This window comes from Pseudomonas sp. Ag1, assembly GCF_000278565.1.
GTDB lineage: Bacteria > Pseudomonadota > Gammaproteobacteria > Pseudomonadales > Pseudomonadaceae > Aquipseudomonas.
The window spans coordinates 133964-148277 of the sequence record NZ_AKVH01000108.1 but is presented as its reverse complement, the minus strand read 5'-3'; the positions used below and the strand labels follow the sequence as shown (position 1 = coordinate 148277).

Annotated in this window: 16 protein-coding genes; 8 read left to right on the top strand and 8 right to left on the bottom strand. The window is 60.4% G+C overall.

The window, feature by feature from the left end:
* Window positions 1–56 precede the first annotated feature (56 nt).
* A complete protein-coding gene (locus A462_RS07865; protein WP_008437663.1) occupies window positions 57–1226 on the bottom strand; it encodes an aspartate aminotransferase family protein in 1170 nt (389 codons plus the stop codon).
* 103 nt (window positions 1227–1329) lie between these two features.
* Here A462_RS07865 and A462_RS07870 point away from each other — a divergent pair, with 103 nt between their 5' ends.
* A complete protein-coding gene (locus A462_RS07870) occupies window positions 1330–2235 on the top strand; it encodes a LysR family transcriptional regulator (protein WP_008437662.1) in 906 nt (301 codons plus the stop codon).
* On the opposite strand, the gene A462_RS07875 is transcribed toward A462_RS07870, so the two are convergent.
* On the bottom strand, window positions 2232–2855 hold the full coding sequence (locus tag A462_RS07875; RefSeq protein ID WP_008437661.1) for an HAD family hydrolase: 624 nt from the start codon (window positions 2853–2855) through the stop codon (window positions 2232–2234). The genes A462_RS07870 and A462_RS07875 overlap by 4 nt on opposite strands.
* A 100-nt stretch (window positions 2856–2955) precedes the next feature.
* Window positions 2956–4149 (bottom strand): enoyl-ACP reductase FabV, encoded by a 1194-nt coding sequence (gene fabV, locus A462_RS07880; protein ID WP_008437660.1) that lies wholly within the window; start codon window positions 4147–4149, stop codon window positions 2956–2958.
* A 384-nt stretch (window positions 4150–4533) separates the two neighbouring features.
* Here fabV and A462_RS07885 point away from each other — a divergent pair, with 384 nt between their 5' ends.
* Both A462_RS07885 and ppnN read left to right on the top strand, forming a co-directional pair.
* Window positions 4534–5358, top strand: a complete 825-nt coding sequence (locus A462_RS07885) for an aspartyl/asparaginyl beta-hydroxylase domain-containing protein (protein ID WP_008437659.1) — start codon at window positions 4534–4536, stop codon at window positions 5356–5358.
* A gap of 147 nt (window positions 5359–5505) precedes the next feature.
* Window positions 5506–6879: a nucleotide 5'-monophosphate nucleosidase PpnN gene (ppnN, locus tag A462_RS07890; RefSeq protein WP_003218868.1), complete on the top strand. Its 1374-nt coding sequence runs from the start codon at window positions 5506–5508 to the stop codon at window positions 6877–6879.
* A 1-nt stretch (window position 6880) separates the two neighbouring features.
* Here the strand turns inward: ppnN and A462_RS07895 are convergent, their stop codons facing one another.
* Entirely contained in the window at window positions 6881–7273 is a 393-nt protein-coding gene (locus A462_RS07895) for a RidA family protein (protein ID WP_003218870.1), read from the bottom strand.
* Between the two features lie 98 nt (window positions 7274–7371).
* Between A462_RS07895 and A462_RS0132660 the strand changes: the two genes are divergently transcribed.
* The 3 genes from A462_RS0132660 (at window position 7372) to A462_RS07905 (ending at window position 8523) form a co-directional block, all read left to right on the top strand.
* Window positions 7372–7686 (top strand): AbrB/MazE/SpoVT family DNA-binding domain-containing protein, encoded by a 315-nt coding sequence (locus A462_RS0132660; RefSeq protein ID WP_008437650.1) that lies wholly within the window; start codon window positions 7372–7374, stop codon window positions 7684–7686.
* Window positions 7683–8078, top strand: a complete 396-nt coding sequence (locus tag A462_RS07900; RefSeq protein ID WP_003218874.1) for a PIN domain-containing protein — start codon at window positions 7683–7685, stop codon at window positions 8076–8078. Before A462_RS0132660 ends, A462_RS07900 begins: the two co-directional genes overlap by 4 nt.
* Window positions 8079–8148: 70 nt before the next feature.
* The gene (locus A462_RS07905) at window positions 8149–8523 is read left to right on the top strand and encodes a hypothetical protein (RefSeq protein WP_032899669.1); all 375 of its coding nucleotides are present in this window, start codon (window positions 8149–8151) and stop codon (window positions 8521–8523) included.
* A 15-nt stretch (window positions 8524–8538) separates the two neighbouring features.
* Here A462_RS07905 and A462_RS0132655 read toward each other — a convergent pair whose 3' ends face one another.
* Together A462_RS0132655 and A462_RS07910 are read right to left on the bottom strand one after the other, a co-directional pair.
* Window positions 8539–8868, bottom strand: a complete 330-nt coding sequence (locus tag A462_RS0132655; protein WP_023659079.1) for a YXWGXW repeat-containing protein — start codon at window positions 8866–8868, stop codon at window positions 8539–8541.
* A 160-nt stretch (window positions 8869–9028) separates the two neighbouring features.
* Entirely contained in the window at window positions 9029–9928 is a 900-nt protein-coding gene (locus tag A462_RS07910) for a DMT family transporter (RefSeq protein WP_032899668.1), read from the bottom strand.
* Window positions 9929–10025: 97 nt separating this feature from the next.
* On the opposite strand from A462_RS07910, the gene A462_RS07915 reads away from it, so the two are divergent.
* A complete protein-coding gene (locus tag A462_RS07915) occupies window positions 10026–10874 on the top strand; it encodes a LysR substrate-binding domain-containing protein (RefSeq protein WP_008437647.1) in 849 nt (282 codons plus the stop codon).
* Here A462_RS07915 and A462_RS07920 read toward each other — a convergent pair.
* Window positions 10871–11767 (bottom strand): LysR family transcriptional regulator, encoded by an 897-nt coding sequence (locus A462_RS07920; RefSeq protein WP_173883044.1) that lies wholly within the window; start codon window positions 11765–11767, stop codon window positions 10871–10873. The genes A462_RS07915 and A462_RS07920 overlap by 4 nt on opposite strands.
* A gap of 97 nt (window positions 11768–11864) precedes the next feature.
* Between A462_RS07920 and A462_RS07925 the strand changes: the two genes are divergently transcribed.
* Entirely contained in the window at window positions 11865–12518 is a 654-nt protein-coding gene (locus A462_RS07925) for an NADPH-dependent F420 reductase (RefSeq protein WP_008437644.1), read from the top strand.
* Window positions 12519–12603: 85 nt separating this feature from the next.
* On the opposite strand, the gene mqo is transcribed toward A462_RS07925, so the two are convergent.
* Complete coding sequence (mqo, locus tag A462_RS07930; RefSeq protein ID WP_003218888.1) at window positions 12604–14250, bottom strand: malate dehydrogenase (quinone); 1647 nt, start codon at window positions 14248–14250, stop codon at window positions 12604–12606.
* Window positions 14251–14314 lie beyond the last annotated feature (64 nt).

The window sequence follows — 14314 nt, the reverse complement described above, 5'->3', positions numbered from 1 at the left end:
CCCACGCTCTGCGTGGGAATGCAGCCAGTGACGCTCCGCGTCAGCCTCATCCGTGTTTAGTCCAGAAGCCGGGAAAGTGCGCGCACGATCATCTCCACTTCCTTGGCATCGATGGTCAGCGGCGGCAGCAGGCGGATGATCTTGCCCCGGGTGACGTTGATCAGCAGGCCATGCTCTTGCGCCGCACGGTGGGCCAGGTCGCGCTGAGGCGTTGCCAGTTCGATGCCGATCATCAGCCCTTGCCCGCGAATCGCCAGCACCTGGGGATGCTCGTTCAATTCCACCCGCAGGCGCGCCAGTAGCCGCTCACCCTGTTGCGCCGCGTTGTCCAGCAGGCCTTGTTCTTCGATGATCTCCAGCACCGTATAACCGACACGGCAGGCCAGCGGGTTGCCGCCGAAGGTGCTGCCGTGGCTGCCGGGGGTAAACAGTTGCGCAACAGCGGCCCGGGCCAGGCACGCGCCAATCGGCACACCGTTGCCGAGGCCTTTGGCCAGGGTCATCACGTCAGGCACGATGCCTTCATGCTGGAAGGCAAACCAGCGCCCCGTGCGGCCGATCCCGGTCTGGATCTCATCGAGCATCAACAACCAGCCTTGCCGGCTGCAGTGCTCGCGCAAGGCTTTCAGATAGCCCGGCGGCGCGACTTGCACGCCGCTTTCGCCCTGGATCGGCTCAAGCAGCACCGCAACAATGCGCGGGCCAAACTCCCGGGTCACGGCCTCCAGTGCCTTCAAGTCACCGAAGCCGACCTTGATAAAGTCCCCCGGCAGTTTTTGAAATCCCAACCGCACGGAAGGCCCGTCGCTGGCGGACAGGGTGCCCAGGGTGCGCCCGTGAAAGGCATTCTCCATCACCACCACCAGCGGCTGTTCGATGCCCGTTTTCCAGCCATGCAGCCGGGCCAGCTTCAGCGCCGTTTCGTTGGCTTCGGCACCGGAGTTGTTGAAGAACGCCTGGTCCAGCCCGGAAAGCCGGGTGAGGCGCTGGGCCAGGCGCTGCTGCCAGTCGATGCTGTAGAGGTTGGAGGTGTGCAGCAGCAAACCGGCCTGCTCACTGATGGCCGCTACCAGCCGCGGGTGGGAATGACCGACGTTGGTCACCGCCACACCTGCCACCGCATCCAGGTATTCACGGCCCTGCTGGTCCCACAGGCGCGTGCCAAGGCCTCGGGTAAAGCTCAGGGGCGACGGTTGATAAGTCGTCATCAGGCAGGCGGCGGTCATGGCATCAGGCTCCAGTGCATCGTAGTGATGGCACCAGTATCGTTAGCCACCCGAGCTGGATAAACTGCACAACACTGCGATCACTTTAAACCAGGGCTTGATAATGGATCTGTTCCAGGCGATGACGGTGTACGTAAAAGTGGTGGAAGCCGGCAGCATGACGGCGGCAGCGCAGGCGTGCGGCATGTCCACCACCATGGTCGGCAATCACCTGCGCGCGCTGGAACAACGCCTGGGCGTCAGCCTGCTCAAGCGCACCACGCGCAAGCAAAGCCTGACCGAGTTTGGCGGGATTTATTACCAGCGTTGCCTGGAGGTGCTGGGCCTGGTGGCCGACTCCGAGCAGATGGCCGAACAAGCCAACAGTGACGTGCCCAAGGGCCTGCTGCGGATCACCGCACCACCGGCCTTTGGCACCGAACGCCTGGCACCGGCGCTCAGCGAATTTTCCCAGCGCTACCCACAGATCAAGCTGTACGTGGTGCTGAGCAACCAGCGGATGGACATGGTCGACAGCGGGTTCGACGTGGCCATCCGCTTGGGCGACCTGGACGCGCCAAGCCTGATTGCCCGCCCCATGCAGGATTACACCATCACCCTCTGCGCCTCTGCGGAGTACCTGGCGCGCCGTGGCACACCTCAACGCCCCGACGATCTGCAGCAACATGACTGCCTGGCGTTCGCTTACCCGGCGACCGACGATTGGCGCAACGCCGACAAGTTGTGGCGGATGCGCGGTGCAGAGGGCGAAGTGGAAATTCCGGTTTCCGGCTCATTGACCATCAACAGTTCGCAGGCCTTGCGCCAGGCTGCCCTGGAAGGCATGGGCATCGTGATGCTACCTGACGCCCTGGTCGAGCCAGACCTGCGGGCCGGGAAACTGGTGGCATTACTGACGGACTACCAACTGCCCAGCCGGCCCATGCATTTGCTGTACGCCCAGGACCGCTATCGCCTGCCCAAGCTGCGGGCGTTCGTGGATTTCGTCATGGAGAAATGGGCGAGCTAGAGGCTCACCCCCAGCTCGATCAAGCGCTCACGGGTCTGCGCGGCAGACACGTGGTGAATCCCCTGCCAACCCAGCGCAGTGGCCGCCTCGATATTGCCGGCTACGTCGTCAATAAACACCACTTCACCCGGCTGGATATCCGGCAAATGGGCGCGCACCTGCGCCAGGCTGGCGTGGTAAATCGCAGGATCGGGCTTGATCAGCTTGATTTCGCCGGACACCACGATGTCGCGAAAATACTGCAGGAAGGGATAGTGGGAGCGGGCATAGGGAAAGGTCTCGGCGGACCAGTTGGTCAGGCCGAACAGCGGCATCTTCGCCTCATGCAAGGCTTCGAGGATCGCCACGCCCTCCGGCAATGCGCCACGCAGCATCTCGTGCCAGCGGTCGTAGTACGCCTGGATCATTGGTGCATGCTGCGGATGTTCGGCGATCAGCGCGCGGGTGCCCTCAGCCAGACTGCGCCCGGCGTCCTGCTCGGTGTTCCAGGCCTGGGTGCAGACGGTGTCCAGGAACCGTTGGCGCTCCCGGTCGTCGGTAATCAGCTGGCGGTAGAGATGGTGCGGGTTCCAGTCGAACAGGACACCGCCGAAATCAAAAACGACTGCACGAATCGTCATGTAGATCCTCCGTTAGCGAGGGTGTGATAACGACCGCAGTCTGGCATGACGCGCACAAAAAAGCGGCCCCTGGAGGCCGCTTCTTCGTTACCGCAAGCGCTTAAGCCTGAATCAGGCCCTTGATCTTCACGGTCGGATTCACGTCAGCGTCGTAGTCCACGCCGTCGATCTCGAAACCGAACAGGCGCAGGAATTCCGCCTTGTAGCCGGCAAAATCGCTGATCTCGTTGACGTTGTCATCGGAGACCTGATCCCACAGGGCCGCTACCGCGTCCTGAACCTTAGGCTCAAGTTCCGCGAGGTCGGCGCGCAGGCGGCCGTCGGCGTCGAGCTTGGGCTCTTTGCCATACAGGCTGTCCTTGAACAGGCCGTAGACCTGCTCGATGCAACCTTCGTGGGTGCCCTGCTCTTTCATCACTTTAAACAGCAACGACAGGTACAGCGGCATGATCGGGATCGCCGAGCTGGCCTGGGTAACCACAGCCTTGAGTACCGACACACGGGCGTCGCCTTTCAGCGCCGCGAGGTTTTCGCGCAGGGTCAGGACTTTCTTGTCCAGGTCCTTCTTGGCTTCGCCGATGGAGCCGTTCCAGTAGATATCCTGGGTCAGCTTCTCGCCGAGGTAGGTGAACGCAGTGGTCTTGGCGCCTTCGGCCAACACGTCGGCGTCACGCAGGGCGTCGATCCACAGCTGCCAGTCTTCGCCGCCCATGACTTTCACGGTGCCGTCGATTTCTTCCTGGGTGGCCGGTTCGAGGGTGGTGTCGACCACGACGCCCTTGTCGGTGTTGATGCCGCGCAGGGTCACAGCCTTGCCGATCGGCTTCAGGGTGGAGTTGTGCACCACGCCTTGCGGGTCGGTACGGCGTGGCGCGGCCAGGCTGTAGACCACCAGGTCGATCTTGCCGAGGTCTTTCTTGATGGTTTCGATGGTCAGGCGCTTGATCTCGTCAGAGAACGCATCGCCGTTGATGCTCTTGGCGTACAGGCCTTTTTCCAGCGCAAACTTCTCGAAGGCGGCGCTGTTGTACCAGCCGGCAGAGCTGAGCTTGCCTTCTTCGCCTTCTTTCTCAAAAAACACGCCCAGGGTGTCGGCGCCGCAGCCAAAGGCAGCGCTGATGCGCGCGGCCAGGCCGTAGCCGGTGGAAGCCCCGAGGACCAGCACCTTTTTCGGGCCGCCTTCAATGGCACCGTGTTCGGTCACGTAGTCGATCTGCTCTTTGACATTCGCTTCACAGCCAACCGGGTGAGCGGTCACACAGATAAAGCCACGAACCCGCGGTTTGATGATCATAAAATTTCTGCCTCTTCCAAGGTGCCGAAGGCCAATGGTGGCCATTACAGCGTCAATCGTACGGGTCTATGACGCCCGGAAAACCGAAGCGTCACGATAGTCGCAAATCTTCTGTTCACAAAATGCTATCCGCTACACCGCCAGCCTAGCCATCCGCCGAGGCATTTTAGGGGGACAGCGGTAAAAATCTGTGCAGTGACTTCACAAATTTCCAGCATTTAAAACGCCACGTGAGGGCGATAACACCCTATCATGACCATATTATTTCGATATGTTTCGGCTCGGGCATGATGCCCACGGGTTGACTGACTCCTTTGCCTGGCCTGCCAGTCAACCGCGGACGGTTTTGAAGCAATCGAAAACCGTCCGATGGAGCCCAGTTTCATGAGTAAGAGTGTCATCCGCAAACGCCTGGCATCCGCCGCTTGGGTCCTTGGCGTATTGCTGTTCATTTATTGCTTCCCCAAGACCACCCTGGTGTTTCTGCTGCTGGTGGTGTTCTGTGGACTGTATGACTTCCTACGCAATGGCCTGTACGACAGCGCGACCATCAAGAAGTATTTCATCGGCAACGGGCGCAATACCTGGCTGCTGGCACCGTTCAACACGCTGTTCGATTTGTTGAGCCAGCGTAATCGCCACGTTTATAAAATGAACGACTTGCCGCCGGCCTGGCGCGAAGACCTGCAAAAGGTGATCGACGACGCCATGGCCAACAAAGACGAGATCATCCAGTACCTGGATGAGCGCATGGCCGAGAAAAAACGCGGCATGCTGTTTTTCCAATGGTACGGCCGCCCGATCGAGACCACCCTGGATATCCCGCAACTGCGGGAAAAACTGCCCTACGTGAAAACCATCGGCGTGTCGGTATTCAACGAAAACCGTTCCACCTCGTTTCACTTCGGCCCGCTGCGCATGATGTTCCGCGTGCTCTACAACATGGCACCGGCGCCCCATCACGATGGCGTCTACATCCAGGTCGGCAAGCACAAACACTACTGGCACGATGATCCGCTGTTTATCTTCGATGACACGCTGATGCATGCCTCCTTCAACAAGAACGACGCCAAGCGCTACTGCCTGTTCATCGACATCGTGCGGCCAACCCTGGTGCCGTCGGTGCTCAACGGCCTGATCGCGGCCTTTGCCGGAGCAGTCTTTACCCTGCGTCGGTTTTTCTACAAAAACTGGAAGCTGATTCAGTAACTTCTGCGGCATGATGGTGCGCGACGGTGTTTGCGCTCGGCTCCAGTGCCGGGGAAAATGCCAGTCCAATGCGACCGAAAACGGCGCGCACTATCCTCAAGCCACTGGCCATGCCTGGTCCGGTGGCTGTGCTTTCAGGGAATCAGAATGCCCCAAAGACAAGTCATCAATGCCTCCGTAAGCCCTAAAGGCAGCCTTGAAACGCTGTCGCAACGTGAAGTCCAGCAACTGAGCGAAGCCGGTACCGGCAGCATCTACACCCTCTTCCGTCAATGCGCCCTGGCCATCCTCAACACCGGCGCGCACATCGACAACGCCAAGACCATCCTCGACGCCTATAAAGATTTCGAAGTGCGCATCCACCAGCAGGACCGTGGCGTGCGCCTGGAACTGTTGAATGCACCGGCTGACGCGTTCGTCGATGGTGAAATGATCGCCAGTACCCGGGAGATGCTGTTCAGCGCCCTGCGTGACATCGTCTACACCGAAAACGAACTGGACAGCCAGCGCATCGACCTGAGCAGCTCCCAGGGCATCACCGACTACGTGTTCCACCTGCTGCGCAACGCCCGTACCCTGCGCCCGGGCGTCGAGCCGAAGATCGTGGTGTGCTGGGGCGGGCACTCGATCAATACCGAAGAATACAAATACACCAAGAAAGTCGGCCACGAACTCGGCCTGCGCAGCCTCGACGTGTGCACCGGCTGCGGCCCCGGCGTGATGAAAGGCCCGATGAAGGGCGCGACCATTTCCCACGCCAAGCAACGCATTACCGGCGGGCGCTACCTGGGCCTGACCGAACCGGGGATCATCGCCGCCGAGGCGCCGAACCCGATCGTCAATGAGCTGGTGATTTTGCCGGACATCGAAAAGCGCCTGGAAGCCTTCGTGCGCGTCGGCCACGGCATCATCATCTTCCCGGGCGGCGCCGGCACCGCCGAAGAGTTCCTGTACCTGCTGGGCATCCTGATGCACCCGGACAACCGCGACGTGCCGTTCCCGGTGATCCTCACCGGGCCGAAACACGCCGCGCCGTACCTGCAACAGTTGCACGCGTTCGTCGGCGCGACCCTGGGCGAAGCGGCCCAGGCTCATTACCAGATCATCATTGACGACCCGGCTGAGGTGGCCCGGCAGATGACCGTCGGCTTGAAAGCGGTCAAACAGTTCCGCCGCGAGCGCAACGACGCGTTCCACTTCAACTGGCTGCTGAAGATCGACGAGGGCTTCCAGCGCCCGTTCGACCCGACCCACGCCAACATGGCCAGCCTGCAACTGAGCCACGCGCTGCCGCCCCATGAACTGGCGGCCAACCTGCGCCGGGCGTTCTCGGGGATTGTGGCGGGCAACGTCAAGGACAAGGGCATCCGCCTGATCGAGCAGAACGGGCCGTATGAGATTCATGGCGACCCGGCGATCATGAAACCGCTGGATGAGTTGCTGAAGGCGTTCGTAGAGCAGCACCGGATGAAACTGCCAGGCGGCGCCGCCTACGTGCCGTGCTACCGCGTGGTGCAGTGAGTCAGCGCTGAACCGCTACGCACTTGATCTCCAGCAGCAAGCCTGGGTTGGCCAGTTCTGATACGCCAATGACCGTCCAGGCGCACAACCCGCGAGGGAACAGGCGGTTTTTCACTTCACGGAAAACCGCCATGTGCTCGCTCATGTTCACGTGGTAGGTGGTCATGTCGACCACGTCTTCAAACGTACAGCCCCCCTCCTCCAATACCAGGCGCAGGCTCTCCCAGGCGGCGACGAACTGTGCCTCGGGATCGGTGATGACTTCCAGGTGTTCCGTGCGGCCGACCTGCCCTGCGCAGTACAGGGTCTTGCCGACTTTTACGGCCGGGACGTAGCCGGCGCGCTCGACGATGGGGTGCATGGAAGTGGGGATGATGAGGTGGCGGTCGGTCATATGTTGTATCTCTTAAGGCTGGTTTCAGGCGTGTCGACGGGAAACGTTCGGACTATCGTTTTACCTGTTCCGACCCACCCACGCCAGATGAGTAACCTATGGACCAATGGATCTTGCCCTCCACTATTCCTTACCCTAAGGTAAGGAGTATCACGAGAGAGGCTTTCAACATGGCTACCGCCACACTCACTTCAAAAGGCCAAATAACCATTCCCGTTCAAGTCAGGGCCGCACTTGGGCTGAACACTGGCGACCGGGTCGAATTCGTCGAAATGGAAGAGGGCAAGTTTGCGATCATCGCGGCCAGCAAGACTGTGTTGGACCTCAAAGGGCTGATCCGCAAACCCGCCAATCCCGTCAGCATCGAAGAAATGAACCTGGCCATCGCTGAACAGGGAGCCAAAGCACGATGATTGGACTGGATACCAATGTGCTGGTGCGTTACGTCACCCAGGATGATCCCGTCCAATCGCCAAAGGCATCCAGACTGATCGAGTCGCTCACCACTGCCTCGCCGGGTTTTGTCAGCCTGGTTTCAGTGGTGGAATTGGTGTGGGTCCTGCAGTCCAGTTACCAGTCAGCCAAGAGTGAAGTGGTTGCGGTCCTGGAGACGCTGCTGCGTACCCGCGAACTGACCGTAGAGCACGCCGACGTTATCTGGCAGGCACTCCGGCGATTTACAAGCACCAGGGCCGATTTCGCCGACTGCCTGATTGAACGCTGCGCCCACGCAGCAGGCTGTGAATATACGGCGACATTTGATGTCAGCGCGGCCAAGGCTACAGGTATGCGGCGGCTGACCTGAGGCGTCGCGTTGCAGAAGCGTCAAGGCTTTGGTAGAAAATGCCCTGACTTTATCCAGAGACTAGACCAACGTGCGCACGCTTTTTCTCGCCGGCCTGGCATTAACGTCCCCATTGACCCTCGCCGAAGCCATCGCCTGGCCCGACCTGCCCGACACCTGCTTTGTCAGCGGTCGCTCCGCTACCAGTCAGGATGTGGACACCGGTTGTGCGGCGTTTCTGATCAATGTGAAGGGCAAGGCGGCAGGCACGCCGATCAAGCTGGATATCCCGCAGTACGCCATGCATGTCGACGAAGGCACCGGCAAGGAAACACCGGTAATCCTCATCCAGGCGGAAGAGAATGGCGATGTTAAAGCGGTAGGTTACAAGGAGCTTGGCACCGGCCAGTTGGGCGCGGCGCTGCTCAGGGAAGTTCGGCTTCTGGGTACGAAGAAGCCGATTTAAGCCATCGGAAAACGGTCAGCGAACCCAACCGCCGCCCTGCCAGTGATAGCCGTCGTTACGCTGCTCCCAATGCGGGTGAACATAACGATAACCTGGCCGTACCGGCTCCCAGTGGCCGTGAACCGCCACATAGCGCCCGCCTTCCCAACGCCAGTAGCCACGCGACCACAGGTAACCTGGCCGCCCTTCGGGCTCGACCTCGATGACCTGCACCGGCGGCGGTTGCGGCGCGACGACTTCTACATATTCACGCTGCACCGGTCGTCGATCATGCACGACCCGCTCCTCTACACACCCGGAAGCCGCGACGACCAAAGCCGCCAATGCCGCATAACGTAACAACATACAGAATCCTCGGGCGTGACCGCCCAGCGTTTATACCGGTAAAAAAAGTGCCCCCTTGTTCCAGCCGCGCTCCTGCTTGGCTATAAGACTTTTTAACAGGTGCCAACTGTCAGCTTGCTGAACCCACGGGCAGACAGCAGGTAAAGAAAAACTGACCTTTTCAAGAGGCACAGACTGCGACCGGCTGTTTCAGTCGCACCAGAATCAGCCCGGCCACCACCACGGCGATCCCTGCATACGTCGACGCATGAATCTCATCGCCAAACATCAGCGCCGCCCACACCAGTGTCACGGGAGGCTCCAGGTACACCAATGTCGCCACATGGGTGGCCGTCATCACGCGCAACAACATCCACAGGCTCAGGTAAGCCACGAAGGTAGAGAACACCGTCAGCCAAACGATGGAGATCAATACGTCGGGGGTCCGCGGAATGTTCAGCGTATCGGTGTACAGCACCGCTGCAGCAAAGCCGATCAAGGTCAGCAACGACTGGATAAACAATGCCAGGCTCAGGTCGCCGGAGTCAGTGTGGGCCGCCCGCCGTTCGTACAGCGTGGCCACGGTCAGACCGAGTGCCGACACCAGGGGCAATGCATACATGACCCACCCGACTTCGGCCCCGCTGTTGCGGTATTGCCCGAAGATGACGATCGACACGCCGGCAAAACCGATCATCAACCCCAGCCACTGCCAGCCGCCGCTGCGTTCGGCGTGGCTACCCGATGACAGCGCCGCCGTCATCAATGGCTGCAGGGCCGCGATGATCGCCGCAATCCCCGGCGGCAAACCGTTCTGGATCGCCACGTAGACACAGGTCAAATAGAGAAACTGCGAGAGGAAACCCACCACCGCGTGATGGCGGATCTGTGCCCAGGAAACCTTCAGCAGCCGCACGTTCAAAAACAGCGCCAGGCACAACGACACCAGCAAGAAACGCCAGAACAGCACGTTGAACACGCCATCACTCCGGGTCGCCAGTTTCGCGCCGATAAACCCCGAACTCCACGACAGCACGAACACCGCCTGTAACAGCAACCGCCCCACGGTTGATCGCTTCATTGAGCCTCCGGTTCGCTTGATTGACCAAAAGGCTAAGTGCCGCGCATGATTCTGTATATTTGAATAATCTGTACCACTAATCCTTAAAAGTGGAATCATGAGCAAACAACTGAATATTGACCTGTTGCGCACTTTCCACGCGGTGGCGCGCTTCCAGCGATTCAACGAAGCGGCCAATCATGTGCACCGCAGTGCCTCGACGGTGACCACGCAGATCCAGAAGCTCGAATACCAGGTCGGCCAACGCCTGTTCAGCCGCAGCAACCAGGGGGTTGAACTGACGATGTACGGCAAGAAACTCCTGGGCGAAACCACCGAATTCCTCAAGAGCCACGACCGCTTGCTGGCCTCCCTCACGCCGCAACGCATGCAGGGCAAGATTCGCCTGGGTTTGCCTGATTCTTACGCGCCAGACTTCATGCAGGAGTTCCTGCCCCGCCTGGTCGCCGACAACCCACTGCTGGAACTGGAGGTAGAGGCGCGCTCCAGTGGCGAACTGCTCACGCTGTTCGCCAGCAGGCAGTTGGACCTGGCCCTGATTGTCAGCGCCCAGCCGTTGGAACAAGGCGAGCGCCTGGGAGAAATCCAGCCGCTGTGGGTGGCCGCCGAACACTTCAGCTGCCCACCGCAGGCGCCACTGCCGATTGCCGTGCAACTGACAGGTTGCCCTTATCGCGCTGCAGCGATTCGAGCGCTGAAGGAGCACGGCACTTACTATCGGGTGCTGCTGGAAAGCGCGAGTTCGCCCGCTGTTGAAGCGTGTATCCGCAGTGGCATGGCGGTGGGGTTGGTGGAAGAAAGCCGCATGGGTAAGGGATTGACGCGCCAGATTGCTGGAGCTGAACTGCCGCCGCTGCCGCTGCATCACCTGTACCTGCTTGGCGACAGCAGCAACCTGTTGGCACTGCATCTGTATGAGCAGGTCAAGGCCGGCTTCAGCGTCTAGGGTGGTCCGAAACGCAACAGCACCGCATCGACAAATCGCCGCAGCTTGGCGGTGCGCTGGCGATTCGCGGTGTAGAGCAAATGCATCTGCCGACTTGGCGCCTCATAGTCCGGCAGCACTCGCACCAACTCACCGCTCTTGAGGGCCGAGCGCAAGAAATCCTCAGGCCCCAGCACAATCCCGAAACCATCCCGCGCGGCCGACATCAAGGCCCGGCTTTCATTCACGTGCAGGCGGCTGGCGACCTGGGCCTTGTGCAGGACGGCGCCTTGGTAGAACGACCATTCGCGATCAGCCGGACGTGACCAGTAGGCGTATCCCAGGCACTCGTGGTGTTCAAGGTCAGCGGGCGTCAGCGGCGTGCCGCGCTCGGCCAGGTATTTGGGTGCCGCACAGACCACCAGGCGGTAGGGCTGCAGCGGCCGGGCGGTGAGGCTGCTGTTCGCCAGCGGGCCGATACGGAACGCCACTTCGTAGCCCTCCTCCACCAGGTCGACAAACCGGTCGGTCAGGTGCAGGTCGATTTCCACCTCGGGGTTGTCGCGTAAAAATTCGGTCACCAGTGGCATCAGGCTGTAGGAGCCAAAAGTCACTGGGGCGCTGATCTTGAGCTTGCCCCGTGGTGTGTCATTCATGATCTGGGCGAGGGAGTCTGCGGCCTCTGCCTCTGTCAGGATATGTTTGCAGCGCTCGTAGTACGCGCTTCCCAACTCCGTCAGGCTTTGCCGGCGTGTGGTGCGGTTGAGCAGGCGTGCGCCCAGCCGCCGCTCCAGCGCCGCCACATGCTTGGCTACCATCTGCGGCGACATTCCCAGGCGTTCGGCAGCACGGGCGTAGGACCCCAGTTCGGCAGCCATCACAAAGGCACTCATGCTTGAAAGGCGGTCCATCATTCACCACTCCCAGTAACAACACCAAGACCAGAACGGCCATTTATCCTCATCCAGTAGCCAATCATCATAACGTCTCTCTCAACTCAGGAGCACCGACATGAAAATTGGCATTATCGGAGCAGGCTTTATCGGACGCGCCGTTGCGCAGTTGGCGTTGGCGGCCGGCCATGAAGTGATGTTGAGCAACTCCCGCGGCCCGCAGTCGATGAGCAGCGTGCTGAGTGGCATTCGTGGGGTTCAAGTGGGTACTGCGCAAGACGCCGCGCAATTTGGCGAACTGGTCCTGCTGGCGATTCCGTTCGAACATTACCGCAGCGTGCCGGCGCAGTGGCTGGAAGGCAAAACCGTGATGGATGCCAACAACTACTACCCGAACCGCGACGGCCATATTCCCGTGCTCGACCGCTTTGAAACCACCACCAGCCGGTTGGTGGCCGAGCACCTGTCGCAATCAAATGTGGTGAAAGTGTTCAACGCTATCCTGGCGCCGGACCTGACCCAGGATGCTCGCAGCCGCGGCGCACCCGACCGGCGCGCGCTCCCGGTCGCGGCGGATGACCCGGCAGCCAAGGCGCAAGTCATCGCCCTGCTGGACGAGATCGGCTTCGACGCAGTAGATGCCGGTGGGCTGGATGAGAGCTGGCGGTTTGAACGCGCCAAGCCGGCGTACTGCATACCTCTGGATAAAGAGGGACTGAAGGCAGCGTTGGCAGCTGCAGAGCGGCAGGTCGAAGTACCCGCTCATTGGTGACACCTGCAAAAAAGCCCGCTGACCGTCACCGGTTCAGCGGGCTTTTTACGTTGCGCAGGCCCTGAATCAGGACCTCACCAACGTCTTACAGCGCGAGGTCAGAAGCTGGCTTGCTCGGCTCAGCCGCAGGCTTTGCAGCCTCGGTGGCTTTCGGAGCAGTCAGCTGCGGAATCGCAGGTGGAGGCGTCAGCTGCAGAATGTTGGCGGTGTAGGCCCATTCTTTAGCCACAGCTTCAGGGCTGTCGTTCAGCTTGGTGCCGTAGCTAGGCACGATCTGGTGCAGCTTTTCCTGCCAGGCCGGGGAAGCAACCTGTTCCTTGAACACTTTCTGCAGCACGGTCAGCATGATCGGAGCCGCGGTGGACGCGCCTGGCGATGCACCCAACAGGCCGGCGATGGTGTTGTCGGCGGAGCTGACCACTTCGGTACCGAGTTTCAGGACGCCGCCCTGCTCTTCGTCACGCTTGATGATCTGCACACGCTGACCGGCTTGCCACAGGCGCCAGTCTTCTTTCTTGGCGTTCGGGAAGTACTCTTGCAGCGCCTTGAAGCGGTCGTCATCCGACAGCATCAGTTGGCCGGCGAGGTACTCGACCAGTGGGTATTCGCGGATACCGACTTTGGTCATTGGCCAGATGTTGTGGGTGGTGGTGCTGGTCAGCAGGTCCAGGTACGAGCCTTCTTTCAGGAACTTGGTCGAGAAGGTAGCGAATGGGCCAAACAGAATCACGCGCTTGCCATCCAGCACGCGGGTGTCCAGGTGCGGAACCGACATCGGCGGTGCGCCAACGGAAGCTTTACCGTAGGCCTTGGCCAGGTGCTGCTCGGCAATCGTTGGGTTATCGGTTACCAGGAACGAGCCGCCAACAGGGAAGCCCGCGTATTCCTTGGCTTCAGGAATGCCCGACTTCTGCAGCAGGTGCAGTGCACCGCCGCCCGCGCCGATGAACACGAACTTGGCGTCGGTTTCAGTCTTGGTGCCGTCTTTCAGGTTCTTGTAGCTGACACGCCAGGTGCCATCGGCGTTCTTGGTGATGTCCTGCACTTCGCTCGACAGTTTCAGGTCGAACTTCGGCGTAGTTTGCAGGTGAGCGACGAACTGGCGCGTGATCTCGCCGAAGTTCACGTCCGTACCGATCGGGGTCCAGGTGGCCGCGATTTTCTGGTTCGGGTCACGCCCTTCCATCATCAGCGGAACCCATTTGGCGATTTGCGCCGGGTCCTCGGAGTACTGCATGCCGGCGAACAGCGGGCTCGCCTGCAGCGCTTCGTAACGCTTCTTCAGGAACTTGATGTTGTCATCCCCCCACACGAAGCTCATGTGCGGAGTGGAGTTGATGAACGAACGCGGGTTCTTCAGGACGCCCTGCTGAACCTGCCAGGACCAGAACTGACGGGAGATCTGGAACGCTTCGTTGATCTCGACCGCTTTCGGGATCTCAACGTTGCCGTTCTTGTCTTCCGGGGTGTAGTTCAGCTCAGCCAAAGCCGAGTGACCGGTACCGGCGTTGTTCCAGCCGTTGGAGCTTTCTTCGGCCACGCCATCGAGGCGCTCGACCATCTCCATCGACCAGTCCGGTTGCAGCTCATTGAGCCACACACCCAGGGTTGCACTCATGATGCCGCCGCCGATCAGCAGCACATCGACTTTCTTTGCCTCTTCCGCGTGAACGGAAGTGATCCCCATCGACAAAGCCAGCCCCAGCAGGGCAGTGTTTACTTTTTTAAACATCAGTAGCACCTATGATAAAACGCCATCCGCCCCACTGCCCCTGATCATGGGCAACCCTCAATCA

Excerpts from the sequence above, each read along its gene's own strand:
- A462_RS07865 (WP_008437663.1), bottom strand. The coding sequence starts at position 1,226 with ATGACCGCCGCCTGCCTGATGACGACTTATCAACCGTCGCCCCTGAGC.
- A462_RS07870 (WP_008437662.1), top strand. The coding sequence starts at position 1,330 with ATGGATCTGTTCCAGGCGATGACGGTGTACGTAAAAGTGGTGGAAGCC.
- A462_RS07875 (WP_008437661.1), bottom strand. The coding sequence starts at position 2,855 with ATGACGATTCGTGCAGTCGTTTTTGATTTCGGCGGTGTCCTGTTCGAC.
- fabV (WP_008437660.1), bottom strand. The coding sequence starts at position 4,149 with ATGATCATCAAACCGCGGGTTCGTGGCTTTATCTGTGTGACCGCTCAC.
- A462_RS07885 (WP_008437659.1), top strand. The coding sequence starts at position 4,534 with ATGAGTAAGAGTGTCATCCGCAAACGCCTGGCATCCGCCGCTTGGGTC.
- ppnN (WP_003218868.1), top strand. The coding sequence starts at position 5,506 with ATGCCCCAAAGACAAGTCATCAATGCCTCCGTAAGCCCTAAAGGCAGC.
- A462_RS07895 (WP_003218870.1), bottom strand. The coding sequence starts at position 7,273 with ATGACCGACCGCCACCTCATCATCCCCACTTCCATGCACCCCATCGTC.
- A462_RS0132660 (WP_008437650.1), top strand. The coding sequence starts at position 7,372 with ATGGACCAATGGATCTTGCCCTCCACTATTCCTTACCCTAAGGTAAGG.
- A462_RS07900 (WP_003218874.1), top strand. The coding sequence starts at position 7,683 with ATGATTGGACTGGATACCAATGTGCTGGTGCGTTACGTCACCCAGGAT.
- A462_RS0132655 (WP_023659079.1), bottom strand. The coding sequence starts at position 8,868 with ATGTTGTTACGTTATGCGGCATTGGCGGCTTTGGTCGTCGCGGCTTCC.
- A462_RS07910 (WP_032899668.1), bottom strand. The coding sequence starts at position 9,928 with ATGAAGCGATCAACCGTGGGGCGGTTGCTGTTACAGGCGGTGTTCGTG.
- A462_RS07915 (WP_008437647.1), top strand. The coding sequence starts at position 10,026 with ATGAGCAAACAACTGAATATTGACCTGTTGCGCACTTTCCACGCGGTG.
- A462_RS07920 (WP_173883044.1), bottom strand. The coding sequence starts at position 11,767 with ATGATGGACCGCCTTTCAAGCATGAGTGCCTTTGTGATGGCTGCCGAA.
- A462_RS07925 (WP_008437644.1), top strand. The coding sequence starts at position 11,865 with ATGAAAATTGGCATTATCGGAGCAGGCTTTATCGGACGCGCCGTTGCG.
- mqo (WP_003218888.1), bottom strand. The coding sequence starts at position 14,250 with ATGTTTAAAAAAGTAAACACTGCCCTGCTGGGGCTGGCTTTGTCGATG.